The 18193-nt window shown below is 68.2% G+C and carries 20 protein-coding genes and 1 pseudogene; 6 read left to right on the top strand and 15 right to left on the bottom strand.

Going from position 1 to position 18193, the window contains the following annotated elements; genetic code table 11:
* Positions 1 to 48: 48 nt before the first annotated feature.
* Both KBX71_RS07000 and KBX71_RS06995 read right to left on the bottom strand, forming a co-directional pair.
* On the bottom strand, positions 49 to 2745 hold the full coding sequence (locus tag KBX71_RS07000) for an AAA family ATPase (RefSeq protein WP_210817186.1): 2697 nt from the start codon (positions 2743 to 2745) through the stop codon (positions 49 to 51).
* A 114-nt stretch (positions 2746 to 2859) separates the two neighbouring features.
* A complete protein-coding gene (locus KBX71_RS06995) occupies positions 2860 to 3309 on the bottom strand; it encodes a VOC family protein (RefSeq protein WP_210817185.1) in 450 nt (149 codons plus the stop codon).
* A gap of 121 nt (positions 3310 to 3430) precedes the next feature.
* Here KBX71_RS06995 and KBX71_RS06990 point away from each other — a divergent pair, with 121 nt between their 5' ends.
* Positions 3431 to 4231 carry a helix-turn-helix transcriptional regulator gene (locus KBX71_RS06990; protein ID WP_247683045.1) on the top strand — a complete coding sequence of 267 codons (801 nt, stop codon included), beginning with the start codon at positions 3431 to 3433 and terminating at the stop codon, positions 4229 to 4231.
* Positions 4232 to 4809: 578 nt separating this feature from the next.
* On the opposite strand, the gene KBX71_RS06985 is transcribed toward KBX71_RS06990, so the two are convergent.
* The 3 genes from KBX71_RS06985 to KBX71_RS06975 are packed head-to-tail and all read right to left on the bottom strand — an operon-like array spanning position 4810 to position 6921.
* The gene (locus KBX71_RS06985) at positions 4810 to 5583 is read right to left on the bottom strand and encodes an SDR family NAD(P)-dependent oxidoreductase (RefSeq protein WP_210817184.1); all 774 of its coding nucleotides are present in this window, start codon (positions 5581 to 5583) and stop codon (positions 4810 to 4812) included.
* On the bottom strand, positions 5580 to 6233 hold the full coding sequence (locus KBX71_RS06980) for a TetR/AcrR family transcriptional regulator (protein ID WP_210817183.1): 654 nt from the start codon (positions 6231 to 6233) through the stop codon (positions 5580 to 5582). Before KBX71_RS06980 ends, KBX71_RS06985 begins: the two co-directional genes overlap by 4 nt.
* Positions 6208 to 6921: an alpha/beta fold hydrolase gene (locus KBX71_RS06975; protein WP_210817182.1), complete on the bottom strand. Its 714-nt coding sequence runs from the start codon at positions 6919 to 6921 to the stop codon at positions 6208 to 6210. The genes KBX71_RS06980 and KBX71_RS06975 overlap by 26 nt, the downstream gene beginning before the upstream one ends.
* Before the next feature lie 304 nt (positions 6922 to 7225).
* Between KBX71_RS06975 and KBX71_RS06970 the strand changes: the two genes are divergently transcribed.
* Positions 7226 to 7540, top strand: a complete 315-nt coding sequence (locus tag KBX71_RS06970; protein WP_210817181.1) for a hypothetical protein — start codon at positions 7226 to 7228, stop codon at positions 7538 to 7540.
* A 137-nt stretch (positions 7541 to 7677) separates the two neighbouring features.
* Here KBX71_RS06970 and KBX71_RS06965 read toward each other — a convergent pair whose 3' ends face one another.
* A complete protein-coding gene (locus tag KBX71_RS06965; RefSeq protein ID WP_210817180.1) occupies positions 7678 to 8562 on the bottom strand; it encodes an alpha/beta fold hydrolase in 885 nt (294 codons plus the stop codon).
* A gap of 102 nt (positions 8563 to 8664) precedes the next feature.
* Between KBX71_RS06965 and KBX71_RS06960 the strand changes: the two genes are divergently transcribed.
* On the top strand, positions 8665 to 9234 hold the full coding sequence (locus tag KBX71_RS06960; protein WP_210817179.1) for a TetR/AcrR family transcriptional regulator: 570 nt from the start codon (positions 8665 to 8667) through the stop codon (positions 9232 to 9234).
* A gap of 6 nt (positions 9235 to 9240) precedes the next feature.
* A pseudogene (locus tag KBX71_RS34765) lies at positions 9241 to 9345 on the top strand (transposase); the annotation flags it as partial.
* Between the two features lie 208 nt (positions 9346 to 9553).
* On the opposite strand, the gene KBX71_RS06955 reads toward KBX71_RS34765, so the two are convergent.
* From KBX71_RS06955 to KBX71_RS06940, 4 genes are all read right to left on the bottom strand, one after another.
* Positions 9554 to 9739: a hypothetical protein gene (locus KBX71_RS06955; protein WP_247683044.1), complete on the bottom strand. Its 186-nt coding sequence runs from the start codon at positions 9737 to 9739 to the stop codon at positions 9554 to 9556.
* Between the two features lie 422 nt (positions 9740 to 10161).
* The gene (locus KBX71_RS06950) at positions 10162 to 10467 is read right to left on the bottom strand and encodes a hypothetical protein (RefSeq protein ID WP_210817178.1); all 306 of its coding nucleotides are present in this window, start codon (positions 10465 to 10467) and stop codon (positions 10162 to 10164) included.
* A 140-nt stretch (positions 10468 to 10607) separates the two neighbouring features.
* Positions 10608 to 12029 (bottom strand): NAD(P)/FAD-dependent oxidoreductase, encoded by a 1422-nt coding sequence (locus KBX71_RS06945; RefSeq protein ID WP_210817177.1) that lies wholly within the window; start codon positions 12027 to 12029, stop codon positions 10608 to 10610.
* A 1-nt stretch (position 12030) separates the two neighbouring features.
* Entirely contained in the window at positions 12031 to 12591 is a 561-nt protein-coding gene (locus tag KBX71_RS06940; RefSeq protein WP_210817176.1) for a hypothetical protein, read from the bottom strand.
* 55 nt (positions 12592 to 12646) lie between these two features.
* Between KBX71_RS06940 and KBX71_RS06935 the strand changes: the two genes are divergently transcribed.
* On the top strand, positions 12647 to 13312 hold the full coding sequence (locus tag KBX71_RS06935; RefSeq protein ID WP_247683089.1) for a TetR/AcrR family transcriptional regulator: 666 nt from the start codon (positions 12647 to 12649) through the stop codon (positions 13310 to 13312).
* A gap of 20 nt (positions 13313 to 13332) precedes the next feature.
* On the opposite strand, the gene KBX71_RS06930 is transcribed toward KBX71_RS06935, so the two are convergent.
* The 5 genes from KBX71_RS06930 to KBX71_RS06915 all read right to left on the bottom strand — a co-directional run bounded on the left by KBX71_RS06930 (position 13333) and on the right by KBX71_RS06915 (position 16969).
* A complete protein-coding gene (locus tag KBX71_RS06930) occupies positions 13333 to 14568 on the bottom strand; it encodes a low temperature requirement protein A (protein WP_210817175.1) in 1236 nt (411 codons plus the stop codon).
* A 164-nt stretch (positions 14569 to 14732) separates the two neighbouring features.
* Complete coding sequence (locus KBX71_RS34760; protein WP_374102585.1) at positions 14733 to 14855, bottom strand: TetR-like C-terminal domain-containing protein; 123 nt, start codon at positions 14853 to 14855, stop codon at positions 14733 to 14735.
* A 113-nt stretch (positions 14856 to 14968) separates the two neighbouring features.
* A complete protein-coding gene (locus KBX71_RS06925) occupies positions 14969 to 15235 on the bottom strand; it encodes an isocitrate/isopropylmalate family dehydrogenase (protein WP_210817304.1) in 267 nt (88 codons plus the stop codon).
* 58 nt (positions 15236 to 15293) lie between these two features.
* The gene (locus KBX71_RS06920; protein ID WP_210817174.1) at positions 15294 to 16640 is read right to left on the bottom strand and encodes a PP2C family protein-serine/threonine phosphatase; all 1347 of its coding nucleotides are present in this window, start codon (positions 16638 to 16640) and stop codon (positions 15294 to 15296) included.
* Positions 16637 to 16969 carry a type II toxin-antitoxin system Phd/YefM family antitoxin gene (locus KBX71_RS06915; protein ID WP_210817173.1) on the bottom strand — a complete coding sequence of 111 codons (333 nt, stop codon included), beginning with the start codon at positions 16967 to 16969 and terminating at the stop codon, positions 16637 to 16639. Before KBX71_RS06915 ends, KBX71_RS06920 begins: the two co-directional genes overlap by 4 nt.
* A 238-nt stretch (positions 16970 to 17207) precedes the next feature.
* Here KBX71_RS06915 and KBX71_RS06910 point away from each other — a divergent pair, with 238 nt between their 5' ends.
* Complete coding sequence (locus tag KBX71_RS06910; protein ID WP_210817172.1) at positions 17208 to 18011, top strand: SigB/SigF/SigG family RNA polymerase sigma factor; 804 nt, start codon at positions 17208 to 17210, stop codon at positions 18009 to 18011.
* The last annotated feature ends 182 nt before the right edge of the window (positions 18012 to 18193 follow it).

The raw sequence follows: 18193 nt of genomic DNA, 5'->3' as shown, positions 1-18193 counted from the left end.
GGTCTCGTACCGGCGGGGCCCTTTCGTCGCTCGGTCGGCCCGGCTCCGTCAGCGGAGTAGTTCTCGTAGCTGCCGGCGTGAGGTGATGCCCAGTTTGCGGTAGAGGTTGCGCAGGTGGGCGTCGATCGTTCGCGGGCTGACGAACAGCAGCGCGGCGACCTCCTTGGTGCCTGCGCCGGAGGCGACCTTGCGGGCGACGAGTAGTTCGCGGGCGGTCAGCCCCGCGAGCGGATCGGCGTCGTCGGCCAGGGTCGGCTCGCCGATGGCATCCAGTTCGCGGGCGGCGCGGCCGGCGAACCCGCGCGCGCCGATGGTGGAGAGCAGTTCGTGGGCGGCGCGCAGCTCCACCCGCGCCTCGGCGCGACGGCCGACCCGTCGCAGCCACTGCCCGTAGAGCAGTCGGGCACGCGCGTAGTGGACTCGCATCCTGCTCCCAGCGAACCGGCTGATCGCGGCACGGTAGTGGTCCTGCGCGCCGAGCCCCGGGTCGAGCAGCGCACTCGCCAGTAGATGCGCACCGGTCGTCCACGCGTTCGGGTTGACCCGTGCGACATCCCCGATCCATTTAGCCGATTCCTTGGCTTCTTCGGGACGTCCGACGTACGCGGCGGCCTCGACCATCTCGTGGTGGAAGACGGAGGCGGCGTACGCCCCGCGCCGGTGCTGGTCCCGTAGCAGCAGCAACGCGTCGATCGCGGCCTCATGGTCGCCGCTGCCGTTGCACAGCACGCCGATCGCATAGTGCAGCGCTGTGGGTTTCACCCCCACCCAGTCGCGCAGCTTCTCCCGGATCTCGCGGAACCGTTCGACATCCCCGCTCCAGGCGGCAAGCATCAGGTCGGACCCGACGAGGTTTGACGTCCCGGCGGCCTCGTCGACCGCACGCGCCTCGATGATGCAGACCTGCGCGTCGGCGAAGCGACCCACGATCGTCCGGGCGACCGCCTGGAAGCGCAACGCATGGGGAAGGATCGCGTAGGCCCCCTGCGCCCGGGCGAGTTCCACCTGACGGTCGGCGATCTGCTCCATGGCATCACTGTCACCGATGTCGACGCTCAGCACGCAGGCGCGTTCCATCCACCACGGATCCGCGCCGGGCGTGCGGGCGTGGTCCCGGAAGGCGTCGACCGTGCGGCGCATCAGGGGCATCGCCTCGTCCACCGGGCGGAGATGCTGCTCGACCAACGCCCGCAGCAGCAGGTCGACCGGACGTGGTGGCTGACGCTGGGGCACCCGTTCCCGGATGTGCAGGGCGAGCCGCCGCAACCTCCCCGGCTCGTCGACGCTGAACATGAGCGACGCGAACGCCTCCAGGTAGGTCTCGCGGACCTCACCGGGCCCCACGCCGTCGGCCGCCTCGATGAGCGCGATCGTCGCCGGGATACTGCGCGCCACGTGATAGTCGATCGTCGCGCGCAGCAGCCGCGCGGCGCGGCGGTCGACGGGGTCCGGCTGGAGACGCTCGGCCTCGTCCACCAACTCCCGGGCGGCAGAAGGTGCCCCCGAACCCAACCGCGCCCGAGCCGCGGCCAACAACCGGCGGGCCCGCCGCGACCGGCCGGGCGTCAGTCGGGCCGCGCGCTCGAGGAACGCGGCCACTGCCGCGAATTCGCCGCGGCGCTGTGCCCGTCCGGCCGAACGCTCCAGCTCGGCCGCGGTCTCCTCATCCAGGCCGGTGATCGCGTTCGCCTGGTGCCAGGCGCGACGGTCGGGATCGACATCGGCGTCCGTACCGGCGGCGAGCGACGCGTGCGCCTGCCGTCGCGCCCCGGCGCCAGTCGACAGGTACACCGCGGAACGCGCCAACGGATGCCGGAAGTGCACCCGGGGCCCGGCCACCAACAGGCCGCTGTCCTCGGCCGCGGCCAGGTCCACGGCGTCCAGCCCCTGGATCGCCATCGCACGCCGCAGCAAAGCGAGGTCGCCTGTCGGCTCCGCCGCGGCCAGCGCCAGAACCGAGCGCGTGGGTGCCGGCAGCCGCAGGAACCGACTCACGAACCGGTGTTCCACGGCGCGGTGCCCGGCATCCCCGGGTAGCCCGAACGGTCCGGCGTCGCGGGCGAACTCGACCAGGGCGAGCGGGTTGCCGGCCGCTTCGGCGAGGATCCGTTGCACGATCGCCGCCTCGTGGCCGAATGGTGCGCGATACCGCAGCAGGGTGAGGGATTCCGAATCGGTGAGCCCTGGAAGAGTGAGGGCGGGTAGGTGACCGAGCCCCGACACCGAGGCGGCGTCACGGCCAGCGAACACCATGGCGACCCGCTCCGCCGCAACGCGTGCCGCGACGAAGGCCAGTACCTGCCGCGAGCCGGCGTCGATCCACTGCACGTCGTCGACCACGCAGAACACCGGCCTGCGCCGGCCTACGGCACTCAGCAGGCCGAGAACGGCCAGGCCGACAAGCATCGGGGTCGGCGTGGCCCCGGCCTGCAGCCCGAACACCGCGTCGAGCGCGCTCCGCTGCGGCACGGGGAGCCCAGCGCGGTGGTCGAGCACGGGCGCGCACAACTGGTGCAGGGCCGAGTAGGGCAGCTCGCTCTCGAACTCGACACCACCGGCCCGCAGCACCTGCCATCCGTCGAGCCGCGAAGCGGCCGCACCGATGAGCGTCGACTTGCCGATCCCCGCATCACCGAGAACGAGCATCGCTCCGCCACGGCCCCGCGCCGCGGCTGCCGTCACCGAGGCGATCTCGCCCAACTCCGCCTCGCGAGCGACGAACAATCCCGACCTGATATCTGTCATCAGCTTCTGCGTGTCGCCGGACGAATGGTGCCCTCCGGTTGTTCGGTCCCACCGATGGTATCCAGAGCAGCGCACCGACCGGGACGGGCGCCGGGTCCGGAGTCGGCGGCGCTCCTACGAGGGCAACTCGAACAGCTCCAGCTGGATGCCGTCGGGGTCACGGAGATAGAGGATCTTCGTCCCGGTCAGCGCCCCCGCTTCGACGCCATCGCCGTCCTGGAGCACGACCGGATCGGCGTTGACGTGCACGCCCCGCTCCACCAGGTCGCGGTGCGCCGAGTCGAGGTCGTCGACCTCAAAACACAGGTGCATGACCCCAACGTCAGAGTTGCGCCCGGTGAAGGGCCTCGGCTGCGGGCTGTCGTACTGGATGAGTTCCAGCAGGACGTTGTCACCGGCCAACGCGAACGATGCCCGCATCGACGCGTTCTCGACCTCGACAACCGCACCGATCGCCGGGTTCGTCGCCGAGATCGTCACGCCGTTCGGCGCGATGCCGAGGACGTCCTCGTACCACCTCACCGACCGCGCCAAATCGCTGACCGGCACTCCAATGTGATGCATTCTGGTCACTCTGCTCATGATCCCCATCCTGAAGGGCCAGCCAGCACTGTGGAAGGCACAGGTCTTCCGCGTACCGCTGGTACCACCCAGCTCCCCGGACCGATGGCGGATCATGGGGTTCATGAATGACCTCGGAGCCGCGCTGCGGGCCTGGCGGGATCGCACGGACCCGGCCGCGACCGGTCTCACGAACGCGTCGCCTCGCCGCGTCGCCGGGCTACGGCGCGGCGAGCTGGCAGCACTCGCCGGCATCTCCCCCGAATACGTGGCACGCCTCGAACAGGGCCGGGCGGCCACACCATCGGCGCAGGTGTGCACCTCCCTGGCCCGCGCGTTACGACTCTCCGACGACGAGGAGGCGCACCTGATGCGCCTTGCCGGCTTCGCCGCGGCCCCGGACCGGATACCCCACCTGATCCCCAGCAGCCTGCACCGCGTCATCGACCACCTCGGCGACACCCCGGTGGCCATCTACGACGCCGTCTGGCGGCTGCTGCACTGGAACCGGCTGTTCGCGGCCGTCTTCGGCGACCCGACGGGCGCCACCGCCGACGATCGCAACGCCCTGATCGTCCAGTTCGAATCCCGAAACCCCCGAGTCCGCCAGACCGACACCGAACGCGCCTACTTCGAGCAGTCGTTGGTGGCCGACCTGCGCGCCACCAGCGCCCGCTATCCGAACGATCCCGACGTGGCGGCACTGATCTCGCGGATGGTCGGGAACGACAGGTTCTGCCGCCTCTGGGCCCTCCGCGCGGTGGCCAATCACGAGAGCGCGCACAAGACCGCCGTACACCCGGACGTGGGCGCCATCCCGCTGGACGCCAATGTCCTGACCACCCAGAACACTGACCTGCGCCTCGTGGTCCTCACGCCTCGGCCCGACACCGCCGCTCGCGAGAAGCTGGATCGACTGGGTTGACGACACCGGATCCGCTCTGAAACCAGGGGACGTCGAGGCCGCTCAGGCAATGGGCGGCGTCCGAACGCGCTCGTCACCGCAGGTGAATCCCGAGAGGTAACGGCGGATCGGACGCCGGCCAGCCCACCCCGCCCCGAATAGGCAATACGCCCTGGAACCGCCGACACCGGCGGTAGCGGTAGTGCGGGACCTGATCGTGGGGTCCTGGAACATGCAGGACCAGAACGACGCAACGGCATCGACATCGGCATCACCGAACATCGGTACACGGCAGTAGGGGGTGGCGGTACCGGCACGTTTCTTCGAGAACCTGCGCTGACCAGGCGTGCGATCGCCCGGCCGGCTCAGGCCACGCCCGCCGGGCGACCGCACACACTTCGGCTTATGGGAGGGGCGTTCGGGCCGTACCGCGTCGTGATCGAGATCAACCACTCCCCCACGTGACCAGGTCGCCCGAGCTCGCTCGGCTACCGGATGGTCAAGGCCCACCGGAGATCAGCGAAACGGCATTGTCCCGTGCTTTCGCCGGACCCTATGCCGGTTTGCGGCTCAGTTTCGACAACACCGTTGCCAGCAAATCAGTGCACCAGGGTGCTGATCCAGCCACCGTCCACGCTCAGGAGCTGACCGGTGACGAACGAGCTGGCCGGCGACGCGAAGAACAGGACGGCCTGGGCAATGTCCTCTGGTTCACCAAGGCGACCCAGTGCGTACTGCGCGGTCAGCGTTTTCTTCCATTCGGGGTCGGCGAAGATGGGCGCCGACATGTCGGTGTTGGTCACGGCAGGACGGACAGCGTTGACGCGCACGCCCTTCGGGCCCCACTCGGCGGCCATCGCGAGTGTCATTCCGTCGACCGCTGCCTTCGTGGCGCCATACAGGGTCTGGTTGGCGATGGCCCGTTCGCTGCCGATGACCGATGAGAGGTTGACGATGCTGCCGCCTCCTCGCGATGCCATGTGCTCAGCAGCTCGACCGGCCAGGATCAGCGGGGAGCGGGCGTTCAGCCGCCAAAGGTCGTCCGCCTCGGCCTCGGTGAGTTTTTGGCTTTGGGTGAAATTGAGAGCGCCCACGTTGTTCACCAGGATGTCCAACTGACCCAGGCGGGCGAGGGTGGCGTCGAAGAGTCGCTCTGTTTCGCCGTCCCGTGACAGGTCCGAGGGGATGATCACGGCGCCGTCCTGGAGGCTGTCGGCGACCTTGCGTAGTGACTCCTCCGATCGGCCGGTTAGCGCGAGCCGGGCGCCGGCCGTGGCGAACAATCTGGCGACGCTCGCGCCGACGCCGCGCCCTCCACCGGTGATGAGAGCGGTGCGGCCGGCCAACGGGTGAATCGGCAGTCCTTCGTTCACTTCTTCGGCTCCTCGACGAGGTTATTCGCGGGTGGGCGGCGGTAGGCGCCGTACCACCAGATGTGCCCGAGTTCGCGGGCGAACGCGGCGTCGCCGCCGCCGTCGTCGACTTCGATATGCCTGGCGATGGCCTGTCCCCCACCCCACACGATCACCCGGCTCGCCGCGGCGGCGTCCAGGTCGGCCGGGGTCGTTCCCGACTGCTGCTGTTCGACAAGTGTGCGGAGCACGGCCTGGTCGAAGCCCTCCAGATCGGCGGTATAGAAGCCGCGAACCGTCTGGTCGTAGCTCGCGACCTCGCGCAGCGCCGTCAGCACGAAGCCTTTCCGGCGGTGCAGGGCGATGACGTCGGCGAAGAAGCGGGTGTACCGTTCGGCGCCATCCTCGCCTGCTGCGGGATCCCATCCCTGGGCCATCTCGAGCAGCCGCTGCCGCAAATCGGCGGTCACCCGCACGATCAGGTCGGTCTTGTCCCGGAAGTGCGCGTAGAAGGTCGCCCGGGAGACGCCCGCCTCGGCCAGGATTTGCTGCACCGAGATCTCGGTGTAGCGCTCGCCCCGCTCGATCAGGCGTTCCGTGGCGGCCAGGATACGGCTCTCGACCGCCGGCGTACCGGGGCCCGCCTTAGCTCGCCGAGTGAACGAGGCCATCGATTTCCACCAGGACGTCAGCGAACTCGGCGGGATTCGACCAGAACGGCGCGTGGTTGCCGGGCACCCGGAACACCCGGTCGGCACGGGCGGCCATCTGCTCGGCGATCGTCCCGGTCAGGGAGATGTCATCGGACGGAATGACATAGCTGTTGGCCACCTCGCGCCAGCCGACGCGAGTCACCGACTCGTAGTCAGCGCGGGCGCTCTGGGGAACCAGCCGCGCCATCGCCGCAGCGGTCTCGGGGTTGGTCGGGTCGCCGTCGTAGAAGGCGAGGGGCAGGTTCAGGTCCGGGTTCGCTGCGGGGCGCAGACCACCGAGCGAGTCCGGCGTCGGGACTCCGTGCGTGCCGAACATGCTTTCCCCGCTGTCGACCATGTAGGCGGCTACATAGACGGCGTGGGCGACCCCGGACCCTGCGGTGATCGCCTCGGTGACGGGCACCCCCGCGTAGGAGTGGGCCACCACGACGACCGGACCGGTGATCTCGGCGATAGCCTCCCGGACGACCTGGGCATCGTCGTACATGCTCGGGTAAGGCTCACCGGACGACGCGTCCGTCACCGCGGTCGGCAGCGTCACCGTGCGGGTCGCAAGACCGCGCTCCGCCATCGCTTTCTGCAAAGGACCCCAAACCCACTCGCCGTGGTGGCCACCGTGTACGAGCAGGAAAGTCGCATCACTCATAAAGCTACTCCGAAGCTGAGGAGAGACAAGTACGGCCCGAGTGTACGACGCAACCATACATGGTGTTTAGACACGATGTTCCGATGTAACTTCGGTCACAGCGTGGCCATCTCCGCAGGTGCTTGATGAAACGTTCGCTCAGCCCGTTGGCGAGAAGGCATTCCTTCGTCACCGGCGTCTTCGGACTTTCGTACCGCGTGTGCTGCTTCACTTGAAGAGGAAAATCCCGCCGAAGGATGCCGGCCCTGCCGATCAGCACGAAGTCGCATCCCTCATCCAGAGTCATGGCAAGCGGGCACGGACGGTGTCCCTCGTCTCGCCCGACGACCCGTTCGCGAAGCTGCTCGGCATCGCGTTGTTCGGCACCGCCACGACCTGGCTGCTCATCTTCGCGACCCACGCGGCCCTCCGCCGTTGGCCCGCCGACGACGCACCCCGGTCGCCGCTGTCGCTGCCCGGCGGTTGGCACACCAGTGCCGCGGCGGCGGTCGTGAGCATGCTGTTCGTCGGGACGTTCCGGGTCGCGTGGACGGCCGGCGCGCCAACCGTGGAGGCGACCATGGCAACCTGCGAGCTGACCCCGAACGGTACGGCGCACACACCCTCGACGGTGATCTGAACCGGCATCGCCCTCTCCAGTCAGCAGCCGAGCCGCTTACTGGAGAGGGCGATGTCATCGATCCAGAGGCCGAACTCGCTCGGCGTCGTGTGTCTGCACGGTTATACCTGCCAGGGCGTCCGGCACGACCAGATTGGTCAGCCAAGCTTGCGGGTCAGGAAGTCGTGGATGAGCGGAAAGACCTCGTCGGCGCGGTCCTCGAGCGGGAAGTGCCCGCTGTCGAAGAGGTGGAATTCGACGTCCTTCAGGTCTCGCTTGTAGGGGTGCGCGCCCTCGGCGGGGAAGATCACATCATTCGCACCCCACACGATGAGGGTGGGCGGCTGCGTGTTGCGCAACCACTCCTGCACCGGCGGGTAGAGCGCCGGGTTCGTGCCGTAGTCGAGGAAGTAGTCGAGCTGGATCTCGTCGTTGCCGGGCCGGTCGAGCAGGGCCTGGTCGACGATCCAGTTGTCGGGTGAGATACGCGAGGCGTGGGCCATCCCGTCGGTGTACTGGAATTTCGTGGCGTCCAGGGTGACCAGGCCGCGGAGGGCATCCCGGTTCTCCGGGTTGTTGTCGGCCCAGTAGCGCTTGATCGGCACCCAGAAGTCGTTGTCCAGGCCCTCGTCGTAGGCGTTGCCGTTCTGCACGATGAGCGCCGTGATCGCGTCGGGGTTCGCGAGGGCGAGGCGCCAGGCGGTTGGTGCGCCGTAGTCGAAGACGTTGACGGCGTACCTGGTCACTCCGAGCTTCGTCAGCAGCTTCTGCACGTACTTCGCCGCGTTGTCGAAGGTGTAGGAGAACTCTGCGCGATCGGGTGCGGCGCTGTTTCCGTAGCCGGGCAGGTCCGGCGCGATGACGCGGAACCGATCCGCGAGGAACGGGATCAGGTTGCGGAACATGTGGGAGGAGGTCGGGAAGCCGTGCAGGAGCAGGACGACCGGGCCATCGGCCGGGCCGGCCTCTCGGTAGAACATCCGGAACCCGTCGAGGTCCTCGGTCTTGTACTGCACGACGGGGACGAACGGTGTGGCGGTCATGGTGGTGCTCCCTTCGGTGAACGTCGGTCGGGAAGAACCATACATACCTCTAGGTATGGCAGCAACCCTACCTCCAGGTATGGAGCTTGGTAGTCTTGTGTCATGGACAACAGGCGGCTGATCATCGACTCGGCCAAGAGGCTCTTCTGGCATCACGGATACTCGACGACGAGCCCGAAGCAGGTGATGGCCGACTCCGGTGTCGGGCAGGGCAGCTTCTATCACCACTTCCCGACGAAGCCCGACCTCGGTCAAGAGGTGGTTCGGGAGAACGGGCGGGATCTCCTCGCGTCCGTGCGCGCCGCGATGGAAGGCCTGCCGACGGGCCGGGAGCGTCTTGCCGTATTCCTCGCGTCGGCCGGCGACGCGCTCGGCGGATGCCAGATCGGCGGTTTCGCATACGACGCAGGGGTTCTTGCCGAAGCCGGCTTGCGGGAGGCACTCGGTGCCGCGTTCACCGAACTGGGCGACCTTCTCGAGAACGTTGTTCGAGAAGCTCAGGTCGACGGCTCTCTATCGCCGAAGCTGGATCCGGCGAAGACCGCCGCCGCTCTCCTGGCCGTCGTCGAGGGCGCGTTTGTCATCGCGCGAGCCACTGGACGGCAGTCCTCCGCCGACAACGCGACCGCCGGCGCCCTCGCGTTGCTGGACGGGAACGAGATCAGGTCGTGACTCCCAGTCGACGTGCCGCGAGATCGGACCGGGACGTTCGAGCCTCAGATGGCCCGCAAGCGGCAGCGCCGGCCGTCGGGGGTCGACGAGGTGGAGTTGTCGTTACATGCGCTGGATCACCGACACGGTGATCAAGGAGATGAACGACTGGTCAAGCCGGTCCCCGTCGGACCGTGGGCCGGCGGCGGTGACGCAGGCGCGTTAGGCAGGTGGGCACGCTCGGCGAGGTCCGACATCTCCTGGCGCATCGGTGCTGTACGTATTCGCCGCCTGCTGGGGACGCAGCCACGAGGGCCGCTGCAGCGACGACGTAGGTGAGCTACCTCTGGGCGACGGCGTCCAGGTACGCGTCGATGGCCTGCAGATTCTTGGCCAGCGTCGGGTTGTCGGCGCCGGCAAGCGAGATGAGTGCCGCACCCACCAGCACCGAGAGGCCGCCGCTGATGATCACTGGCAGATGGCCGCCCATCTTGCGACGGGTGACACTCACCATGAGCTGAACCAAGCCGGCCACGATGGATGAGCGCCCAGACGACGGCGAACACGAAGCGGACGCAATACAGCCGCCGCAGGGCGGAAGCGGTCCCCGAATGGCCAGGCGAAGCAGCAACGGATCGCTAGCCCCTCCCCTCCCCGACCGCCCGGGGGGAGACTGATCGTGTTCAACGAAACTTGCTTTCCGCCTTCCTCCCGACGGCGTTTGAGCAGCTCCGGCCCGCCGACTGTCGGCCTCACCGCCGGCACCCGCCGGCAGACCCGGGACTCGCCGGCAGCGGCACTGCCGCGCGGATTTCACTGATCAGCTGAGGGTGTGGCAACGACGATGGTTCAACAACCTGGCGATTCTGGGCATGGACAAGCCCGCTGAAGCTGAGGGACCCCGGGTGTAGACATCGTTTCTGCCTACGCCCGGGGAGCTTGCAATCCTCAAGCCTGCTCGATGTCCGAGAAAAGCCCCTTGAACGTGACCTGCGTCCCCACGAGGGTGCCGAAGACATCAGCGGCACCGGTTGTCGCGACCGCTGCGGAGGCGTCCTCGTAGCTGTCGAAGTAGAGGTCGAGCGTCCGGTACGCAGGGGTAGCGGTGCCATCCTCCTTCGGCCACACTTTCGCAGACTCGAGTCGCCGCAGCTTCGGGAACTTCGCTGCGGCAGCCTTCACGTCCGCGTAGGCCCGCTCGAAGTCGTCGGGGCTCGCAGGGTTGTCGATGACAATAGTGATCTTGGTAGGCAAGGGGCTCTCCTCGAAGTGAAAAGAATGCTCGGTCCATTTAGGACGAAACAAACGCCGCGGACCTGAATTGGAAATGCACGGTAGTGGACGGCGAGTCTCGTCCCGGCGCGAACAGCGCTGGGACGAGCGCTCGGTTCACGTCAGCGGCCGTAGGTCTCCAACAGCCGCAGCCACACCTCGCTGACAGTCGGGTAGGCCGGAACCGCGTGCCACAGCCGGTCCAGCGGGACCTCGCCGACGATGGCGATCGTTGCGGCATGGATGAGCTCCGCGACGTCCGGGCCGGCGAGGGTGAAGCCGATGATTACCTTTCGGTCCTCGTCGACGACCATGCGGGCGTGTCCCTTGTAGCCATCGCCGTGCAGGGAAGCTCCGGCGACTGCCCCGAGGTCGTAGTCCACGACCCGGACCCGTAGCCCAGTTGCCTCGGCCGCAGTCGCGGTCAGCCCGACCGACGCAATCTCCGGGTCGGTGAAGACCACCTGCGGCACCGCACGTTCGTCGGCCGTCGCCACGTGCCGGCCCCACCTGCCGTCCTCGACCTTCTCGCCCTTCGCCCGGGCCACGATCACGTCGCCCACCGCCCGCGCCTGGTATTTGCCCTGATGGGTCAACAGCACCCGCCGGTTCACATCGCCGGCGGCGTACAGCCACTCCCCGCCGCCGACGACGCGCAAGGTGTCGTCGACCGCCAGCCAGGCACCCGGCACCAGCCCAACCCGGTCGAGGCCGATGTCCTGGGTGTTCGGTGTACGACCGACCGCCACCAGCACCTCGTCAGCTTCGATCCGCTCGGCGGAGGCGGTGCCGATGTGGACGACTCCGCTGGCGTCACGCTTGACCGAGACGGCCTCCGCACCGGGGCGTACCGACACACCTGCCTCGCGCAATGATTCGGTGACCAGTTCACCGGCGAACGGCTCGGCCGAGGGCAGCAGGCCATCGCGGGCCAGCACCGTCACCGACGACCCCAGAGAGGCGAACGCGGTCGCCATCTCGGCCGCCACCACGCCACCACCGATGATCGCGAGCCGACGGGGAACCGAACTGGCCGAAGCCGCCTCGCGGCTGGACCACGGCACCGCCTCCCGCAGCCCCGGGATATCCGGCAACAGAGCGCTGCTTCCGGTAGCGACGACCACCGCGTGCCGCGCGGTCAGCCTCGTCGTGACGCCGTCGACGCCGGTCACCTCGACGACCCGGGCGGAACTGATCCGCCCCTGACCGCGGTGCAGCGCGATGCCAGCCGACTCCAACCACGAAACCTGCCCGTCGTCCTGCCAGTGCGACGCGAAGGAGTCCCGCCGGCCCAGCACCGCAGCCGCGTCCAGGTCGCCCGTCACTGCCTCACGCGCGCCCGGCAGCTGGCGAGCCGCCCGCAACGCGGACGCGCTGCGCAGCAACGCCTTGGTCGGCATACAAGCCCAGTATGAGCACTCACCACCGACCAACTCCCGCTCGACAATGGCGGCGGTCAGCCCACCTCGCACGACCCGGTCGGCAACGTTCTCCCCAACCGGACCGGCACCGATCACGACGACGTCGTACTCGATGGTGGTCATGTCAGTTGCCCTTCGCGGCGCGGCCGAGGCGGATGGCGGCGATGAGGAAGAAGATGGCACCAGGAATGGCGTAGCCAGCCGCGTTGGTCAGCGACGGGTTGTCCGCGGAGGCTCCGGCGATGAAGGACCCACCAGCCAGAACCGAGATGCCGCCACTGATGATCATCGGCCACTGCCCGCCCATCTTCCGACGGGTGACACCGACGATCAACTGGACCAGACCGGCGACGATCGCCCAGGCGCCCCACACCCGCAGGACAGCGGGAACACCGGACGCCCCGGCGACACCCACTCCGACCGCGGTGATCAGGCTCACCGCGACGTTGACATAGAGCAGGGTCGGCGAGCCGGTGGTCCGCGACGAACGAAGGTCGTAGATGGCGGCGCCCACGTCGAACAACGGGTAGAGCACGAACAGCGCCACCGCGAGCGGACCGATCTCCTTGGCGGTGGCGATCGTCACGCCAGCCCAGACGATGGCGAACGCGAAGCGGACGAAGTACAGCCGCCGCAGCGCGGAAGCGGTCTGGGAAATACCGGGGGAAGCAGCAATGGTGGTCACGGGTGACCCTTTCAGCGGAGGGGTTAGAGAGACCGATCGTTCTGTCTTGTCCAGCATGACAGGCGCAACCTGCATCGTCAAGACCGAACGTTCTATCCGCTATGATGGCGATATGACGCCCACCGCACCCGGTGCCCGGCCCTCCGAGGCGCGCCACCGGCTCCTCACCGCGGCAACCAGGATCTTCTACTCGGAGGGCATCCATTCCGTCGGCGTAGATCGGATCATCGCCGAGGCGAAGGTGACCCGGGCCACCTTCTACCGGCACTTCCCCAGCAAGGACGATCTCATCCTCGCCTACCTGCGTGAAGTCCATGAGATGGATCGCGGCGCGGTCGACACGGTCATCACCACCACCTCACGGCCGGTCGCCCCACTCCTGGCCATTGCCAACTCCATCGCGGAGAGCATCCAGTCCCCGGGGTTCCGAGGATGCGCGTTTCTGAACGCTGCGGCGGAGTATCCCGACACGGAACATCCCGTGCGTCAGGAGATCATCGCCCACCGGCAATGGTTCCTGGACACGCTCACCACGCTGATGGCGCAGGTCCAGGAGGAGACGGCAGAGTCCGCCGCGCGTCACTTCGTCATGCTCCGCGACGGCGCCATGGCAGCCGGATGCCTCTTCGACCCCGCGTTGGTGTCCGAGACCTTCCTCCGCGGCGTCGAAGGACTTCTCCGGATCACTGCCGAGCGCCAGCCGACCGAATCCGCGGGCTAGTCCGGCGTGGCCGCGTGCGGTCAGGCTTCCGCGTCGGGATCGCCGGATGTCGCCTGCCCGACCGGCGAGGACGGGACCTCCAGCGGCCGTCCCCGGCTGCGCAACGCGTCGAGGAGCGCGACCAGGGCCAACACGGCGGCCACCACACTCAGCCCGACCATCGGCGCCCACCGCGCCAACAGCGGCGTGAACAGCACCAGGACCACCAAGCCGATCACCCGGGACCAGGAAAGCCGACCGAAGATCTCATAGTCCAGCCGTATGCGAGCGACAAGAAACAACACCGGACCGCCCACCACGAACAGAAGCCAACTGGGCCGCGGCTGCCCGAACGGATCATCGATCACCAACTCGTAGCCGACCGCAGTAACGAGCACGCTGAGCACGATCAGCAAATGCGTCCGTTCCGACGCCGTACCCAACCGCCCAGGCATCGCCGCCCGAGCCAACGCATCGCTCAGCAGCAGACCCGCGCGGTAGAAGTAGATTCGCCAGAGCAGCGCGCTGGTGGCGAACGCGACAGCGAAGGCCGCTGCCCGCTCGGCGGAATAGTCCGCGCCGCTGAAAACCACGCCGATGATCAGAATCGACTCACCGAGGGCGATGAGAACCACCTGCTGGTAACGGTCGGCCAGGTGAGTCCCCGCGATCCGCCAGTGGGACACCTTCGAGACCCCGAGCCACGGCAGCGGCCAGCCCAGACCCCAGGCGAGATAGTCGACGGCGAGGGCGGCAGCCCACAACGGCAGACGCAGTCGGTCCGGACCCAACGCGCCGGCCAGCCACAGAGGCGCGCTCGCCGAAGCCCACACGGCAAGCCGGAACGGCACCAGCCGTCGTGGGTGGCCACGCAGCGCGGCGGCGATCACCAGCGGCCGCACCACCATCACCATCAGGTACGCCACAGCGAACGGCAACGCACGCTCCTCCATGGCGCGCGGCAGCGTCACCGCCATGATCAGGCCGGCGAACATGGTGCCGACCACGACGGCCTGGATGATCGGCTGCTCGGGTTCATACCGACTGGTGATCCAGCTGGTATGCGACCAAATCAACCACAGTGCCAAGAACAGCAACAGGGTACGACCAACCCCCCCGAGCAGCACCCAGCCCGTGTCATCACCCAAGTCGGCGAACCGCTGCGACACCCGGGTAAGCGCCACAACTAACGCCAAATCAAAGAAGAGCTCCAGGAACGTCGCCCGGCCCGAACTCGTGGCGGGACGCAGCAGCTCGGCACCCCGCCCCGCCGCCATAATCCGCCTCCGTCCGCCCCTTGCCGCACCAACGAGCCGCCCGCCAGAGGGTTGCGTCGGCCCCATCCCCGCAAGGACACCTGGTGGGCACCCGAAGCCACCTCATTGAAGCGACCGAAGACCCTCCACGTCCGCGATAACCACCTACTCGACCGCATTGGTAACTACGCCGCGTGTTCGAAACCACCGGCCAGCTCCAAACTGACGTAGCCGTGGAAGACGCTGCCCAACATTCGGACCGCATGAGCTTCCCGAGGGCTCGGGCTCGTGCTGGTCAGCGAACTCACCCGCCGCGGCTGAAGGTCGCCGCCGCCCGGCGCAGCGGCGGCGAGCTACAGGCCACCGCCGACGCATCGCAGGGACACCATCACACCCACTCCCGTACAACCGGAGTAGACGATCAGGACTCGCGCACGCGCTCGGCAATTGCGTTGGCCAGTTCCGCCGTCGTGCCGGTGCCGTGCAGGTCGGGGGTGAGCGGGGCTTCCCTCGGACCGTAGGCCAGGACGTCCTCGACGGCACCGAGCAGGTGCGCTGCCGCCTCGGGGTGACCGAGGTGCTCCAGCATCATCGAACCGCACCAGATCTGGCCGATCGGGTTGGCGATGCCCTTACCGGCGATGTCCGGCGCGGAGGTGGCAGCGGCCGGCCTGGTAAGCGACCACAGTCGGTATCCGTCGTGGCAGTAGGCGCTTCAGCGTCCGAGCGGCTGGGGTACGGAGCTCCTATCTGGTGGCGGGTAGGTGGATGACGAGGATGACGGTGTCGTCGTGAACGTGACCGGCGGTGAAGGTGCTGACGGCGTTGTCGACGGCGTCGACGAGCCGACCGGCGGAGGTCGCCTTGTTGTCAGCGAGGACTTCGTGCAGTCGCTCGACACCGAACAGGTCACGGCTGTCCGCGCGGCGGCCTTCGGTGACACCGTCGGTGTAAAGGACGAGGCTGTCGCCGGGGCGCAACACGGTGCGCTTGTCCCGTAGGACGGGGTGGTCGATGAGCCCGATGGCCACGCCGTGATGGCCGAAGGGTTCCACGCGGCCGTCGGCGCGGCGGATTAGGGCGGGGTCGTGGCCCGCGCAGCTGATCTGGGCGCTGATGCCCTCGGGGTGCAGGCGGAGGGTGGCATAGGCGGCGGTGAGGAAACGAGGATCCTTGGTTTGCCAGGCACGCAGTGTGGTGTTGAGGGTGGCGAGGTTGCGGCTCGGGGTGATGAAGCGACCCGCTGTCGCGCGCAGGGTGTAGCGGGCCAGTGCGGTGGTCTTGGCCGCTTGCGGACCCTTGCCGCACACGTCGCCCACGACGACGGCCCAGGTGTCGCGCGCCGATGGGAAGACGTCGTAGAAGTCACCGAGGACTTCGGCGGTGCCGCCGGCGCCGCGCCGGTAGCGGACGGCGATCTCGACGCCGGGCACCTGTGGCAGGTGTGGGGGCAGCAGACTTTCCTGCAGCGTGTCGGCCAGTTGTTGCGCCTGGTCGGCGGCGGCCCGCGCGTCGGCTGTCGCTTCGTTGGCCCGGGTCGTCGCGGCCTGCGCGTGGATGGCCGCCGTCTCCGCGTCCTCGACGGCCTCTCGCAGTGCGATCTCGCCGGCTGCCGCCAGCGCGAGCGTCTTGAGGACCTCGATGTCGTGGGGAGTCCAGTGCCGTGTCGAGGTGTCGACGGCGCAGAACGTGCCCAGCACGTGACCGTCCGGGGAGCGCACCGGGAAGCCCGCCCACGCGGCGACTCCCATCAGCTCGATGGAAGGGTTGTCCGCAGTCCGCGGATCCGCGCGGGCGTCGTCGACGATCAGTTCGGCGTCGGCCTCGATGACGTATCGGCAGAACGACTGCTGCACTGTGTTCTGCCGGTCGGCGAGGTCGGTGCTGCTGACGCCGATGCAGCTCTTCCAGAAAGATCGGGTCTCGTCGACCAATGTCACGAACGCGAATGGGGTGCCCAGCAGCGTGGCCGCCAGACCCGTCAGCCGGTCGAACGCCACTTCCGGCCGGGTGTCCAGCAGCCCGGTGCGGTACACGGCGGAGATGCGGGCCGGATCGAGGACACGGGGACGGTCCTGCGTCGACTGGGTCACCGGCCCGCCTGGTTCACCACTGCGGACTGCGTGACCAACGGTGCGGACAACGGACGGTCGCAGCGCTGTCGTGAGCGGGCATCATCGACGTGCGGGTCCTCCCCGGGTGGGCTGAGCCGGTCCAGCAGGGCCCACAGCTCGGCCAACAACGCCTGATGGTCGACGACGTGAGTGGGAGCGATCACTGCCGCCGGCCGGCCGTGCTTGGTCAGCACCGTGACCTCGCCCAGAAGGTCTGCTCGGGCAACGAGTTCCGAAAAGCTGGCCTTCGCCTCACGCAGCGGCACGTGCGGCACCCACGCCACGTCGGCATGATCAGCTTCCGGCATGGGGTCATTGTGACCACACCGCCGCCGCTGGTGGAAGCGGCCGATCGGCTCTGCCGGCGAGTGATCTGTCACCGGTGTCGTCGGGAGTTGCCTGACCTGGCCCGGGAGGACAGCGAGCGACTGAGCTGTGACACCTCAACCTTTCGGCTAGGCTTCTGGTGCACTTTCGTCTAGCCTCTGCTCAGACGGTTGGCGCCGCACAGGCGGAGCGCGGCCGGTGCGATGCGGAGGAACCAGCATGACCATCACCACTGACCGGCCCGCGCCGACGAGCACCCGCACCGAGGACGCCTCGACCGCCACGACGTTGCTCCTCGCGATGGCGGCGATGCCCGCCGGTCACCCGTCACGGGCCGCGTTGCGGGACCGCGCGATCGAGGCGTGGCTGCCGCTGGCCAATCACCTCGCCCGACGCTACACGGGGCGTGGCGAGCCCACCGGGGACCTGACGCAGACCGCGGCGATGGGCCTGATCAAGGCGGTGGACAAGTTCGACCCGTCACGTGGGGTGGACTTCGCCGGCTACGCGATCCCCACCATCGTCGGGGAACTCAAGCGCCACTTCCGGGACCGCACCTGGGACATCCGCGTGCCCCGCCGTCTGCAGGAAATGCGCCTGGCCATTTCCGACGCCAACAACGCATTGCTGCAAACGCTGGGCCGTTCGCCGACGGTCGCCGACATCGCCGCGCACCTCAAGCTCACCGAGGAAGAAGTCCTCGAAGGCCTCGAAGGCGCCCGCGCGTACAACGCTGTGTCGCTGTCCACCCCTGTTGGCGACGGCGAACGCGGCACCGAACTGGGCGAGATGTTGGGCGGCGAAGACGCCGAGTTCGCCCACGCAGAGCTGCGTGTGGCCCTCGGCCCCGCGTTGGCCACGCTCGACGAGCGGGAGCAGAAGATCCTCACCCTGCGCTTCTACGGCAACAAGACCCAGAGCGAGATCGCCGACCAGGTCGGCGTCTCGCAGATGCACGTCTCGCGGCTGCTGGCCCGCGCGCTCGTCAAGCTACGCGCGCACCTGGCCGACGTCGCCTACTGATCGACCTACTGCGAAGTCCAGCCGTACGTTCGCGGCAGGAGGCACGCAGCCCGTCACGAGGCCAGTCCCCAGGGCCGGGTTTGCTCCTACTGACAGCACCCGGACTACACAGGCGCGTGGTCGACACGGCCAGCCACGAGGACGATTGATCAATCATCGTGGCTGGCCGCCTAGGGTCGTAG

This window comes from Micromonospora sp. D93, from assembly GCF_018070365.1.
GTDB lineage: Bacteria > Actinomycetota > Actinomycetes > Mycobacteriales > Micromonosporaceae > Micromonospora > Micromonospora ureilytica.
This window is presented reverse-complemented; position numbering and strand designations above follow the sequence as displayed.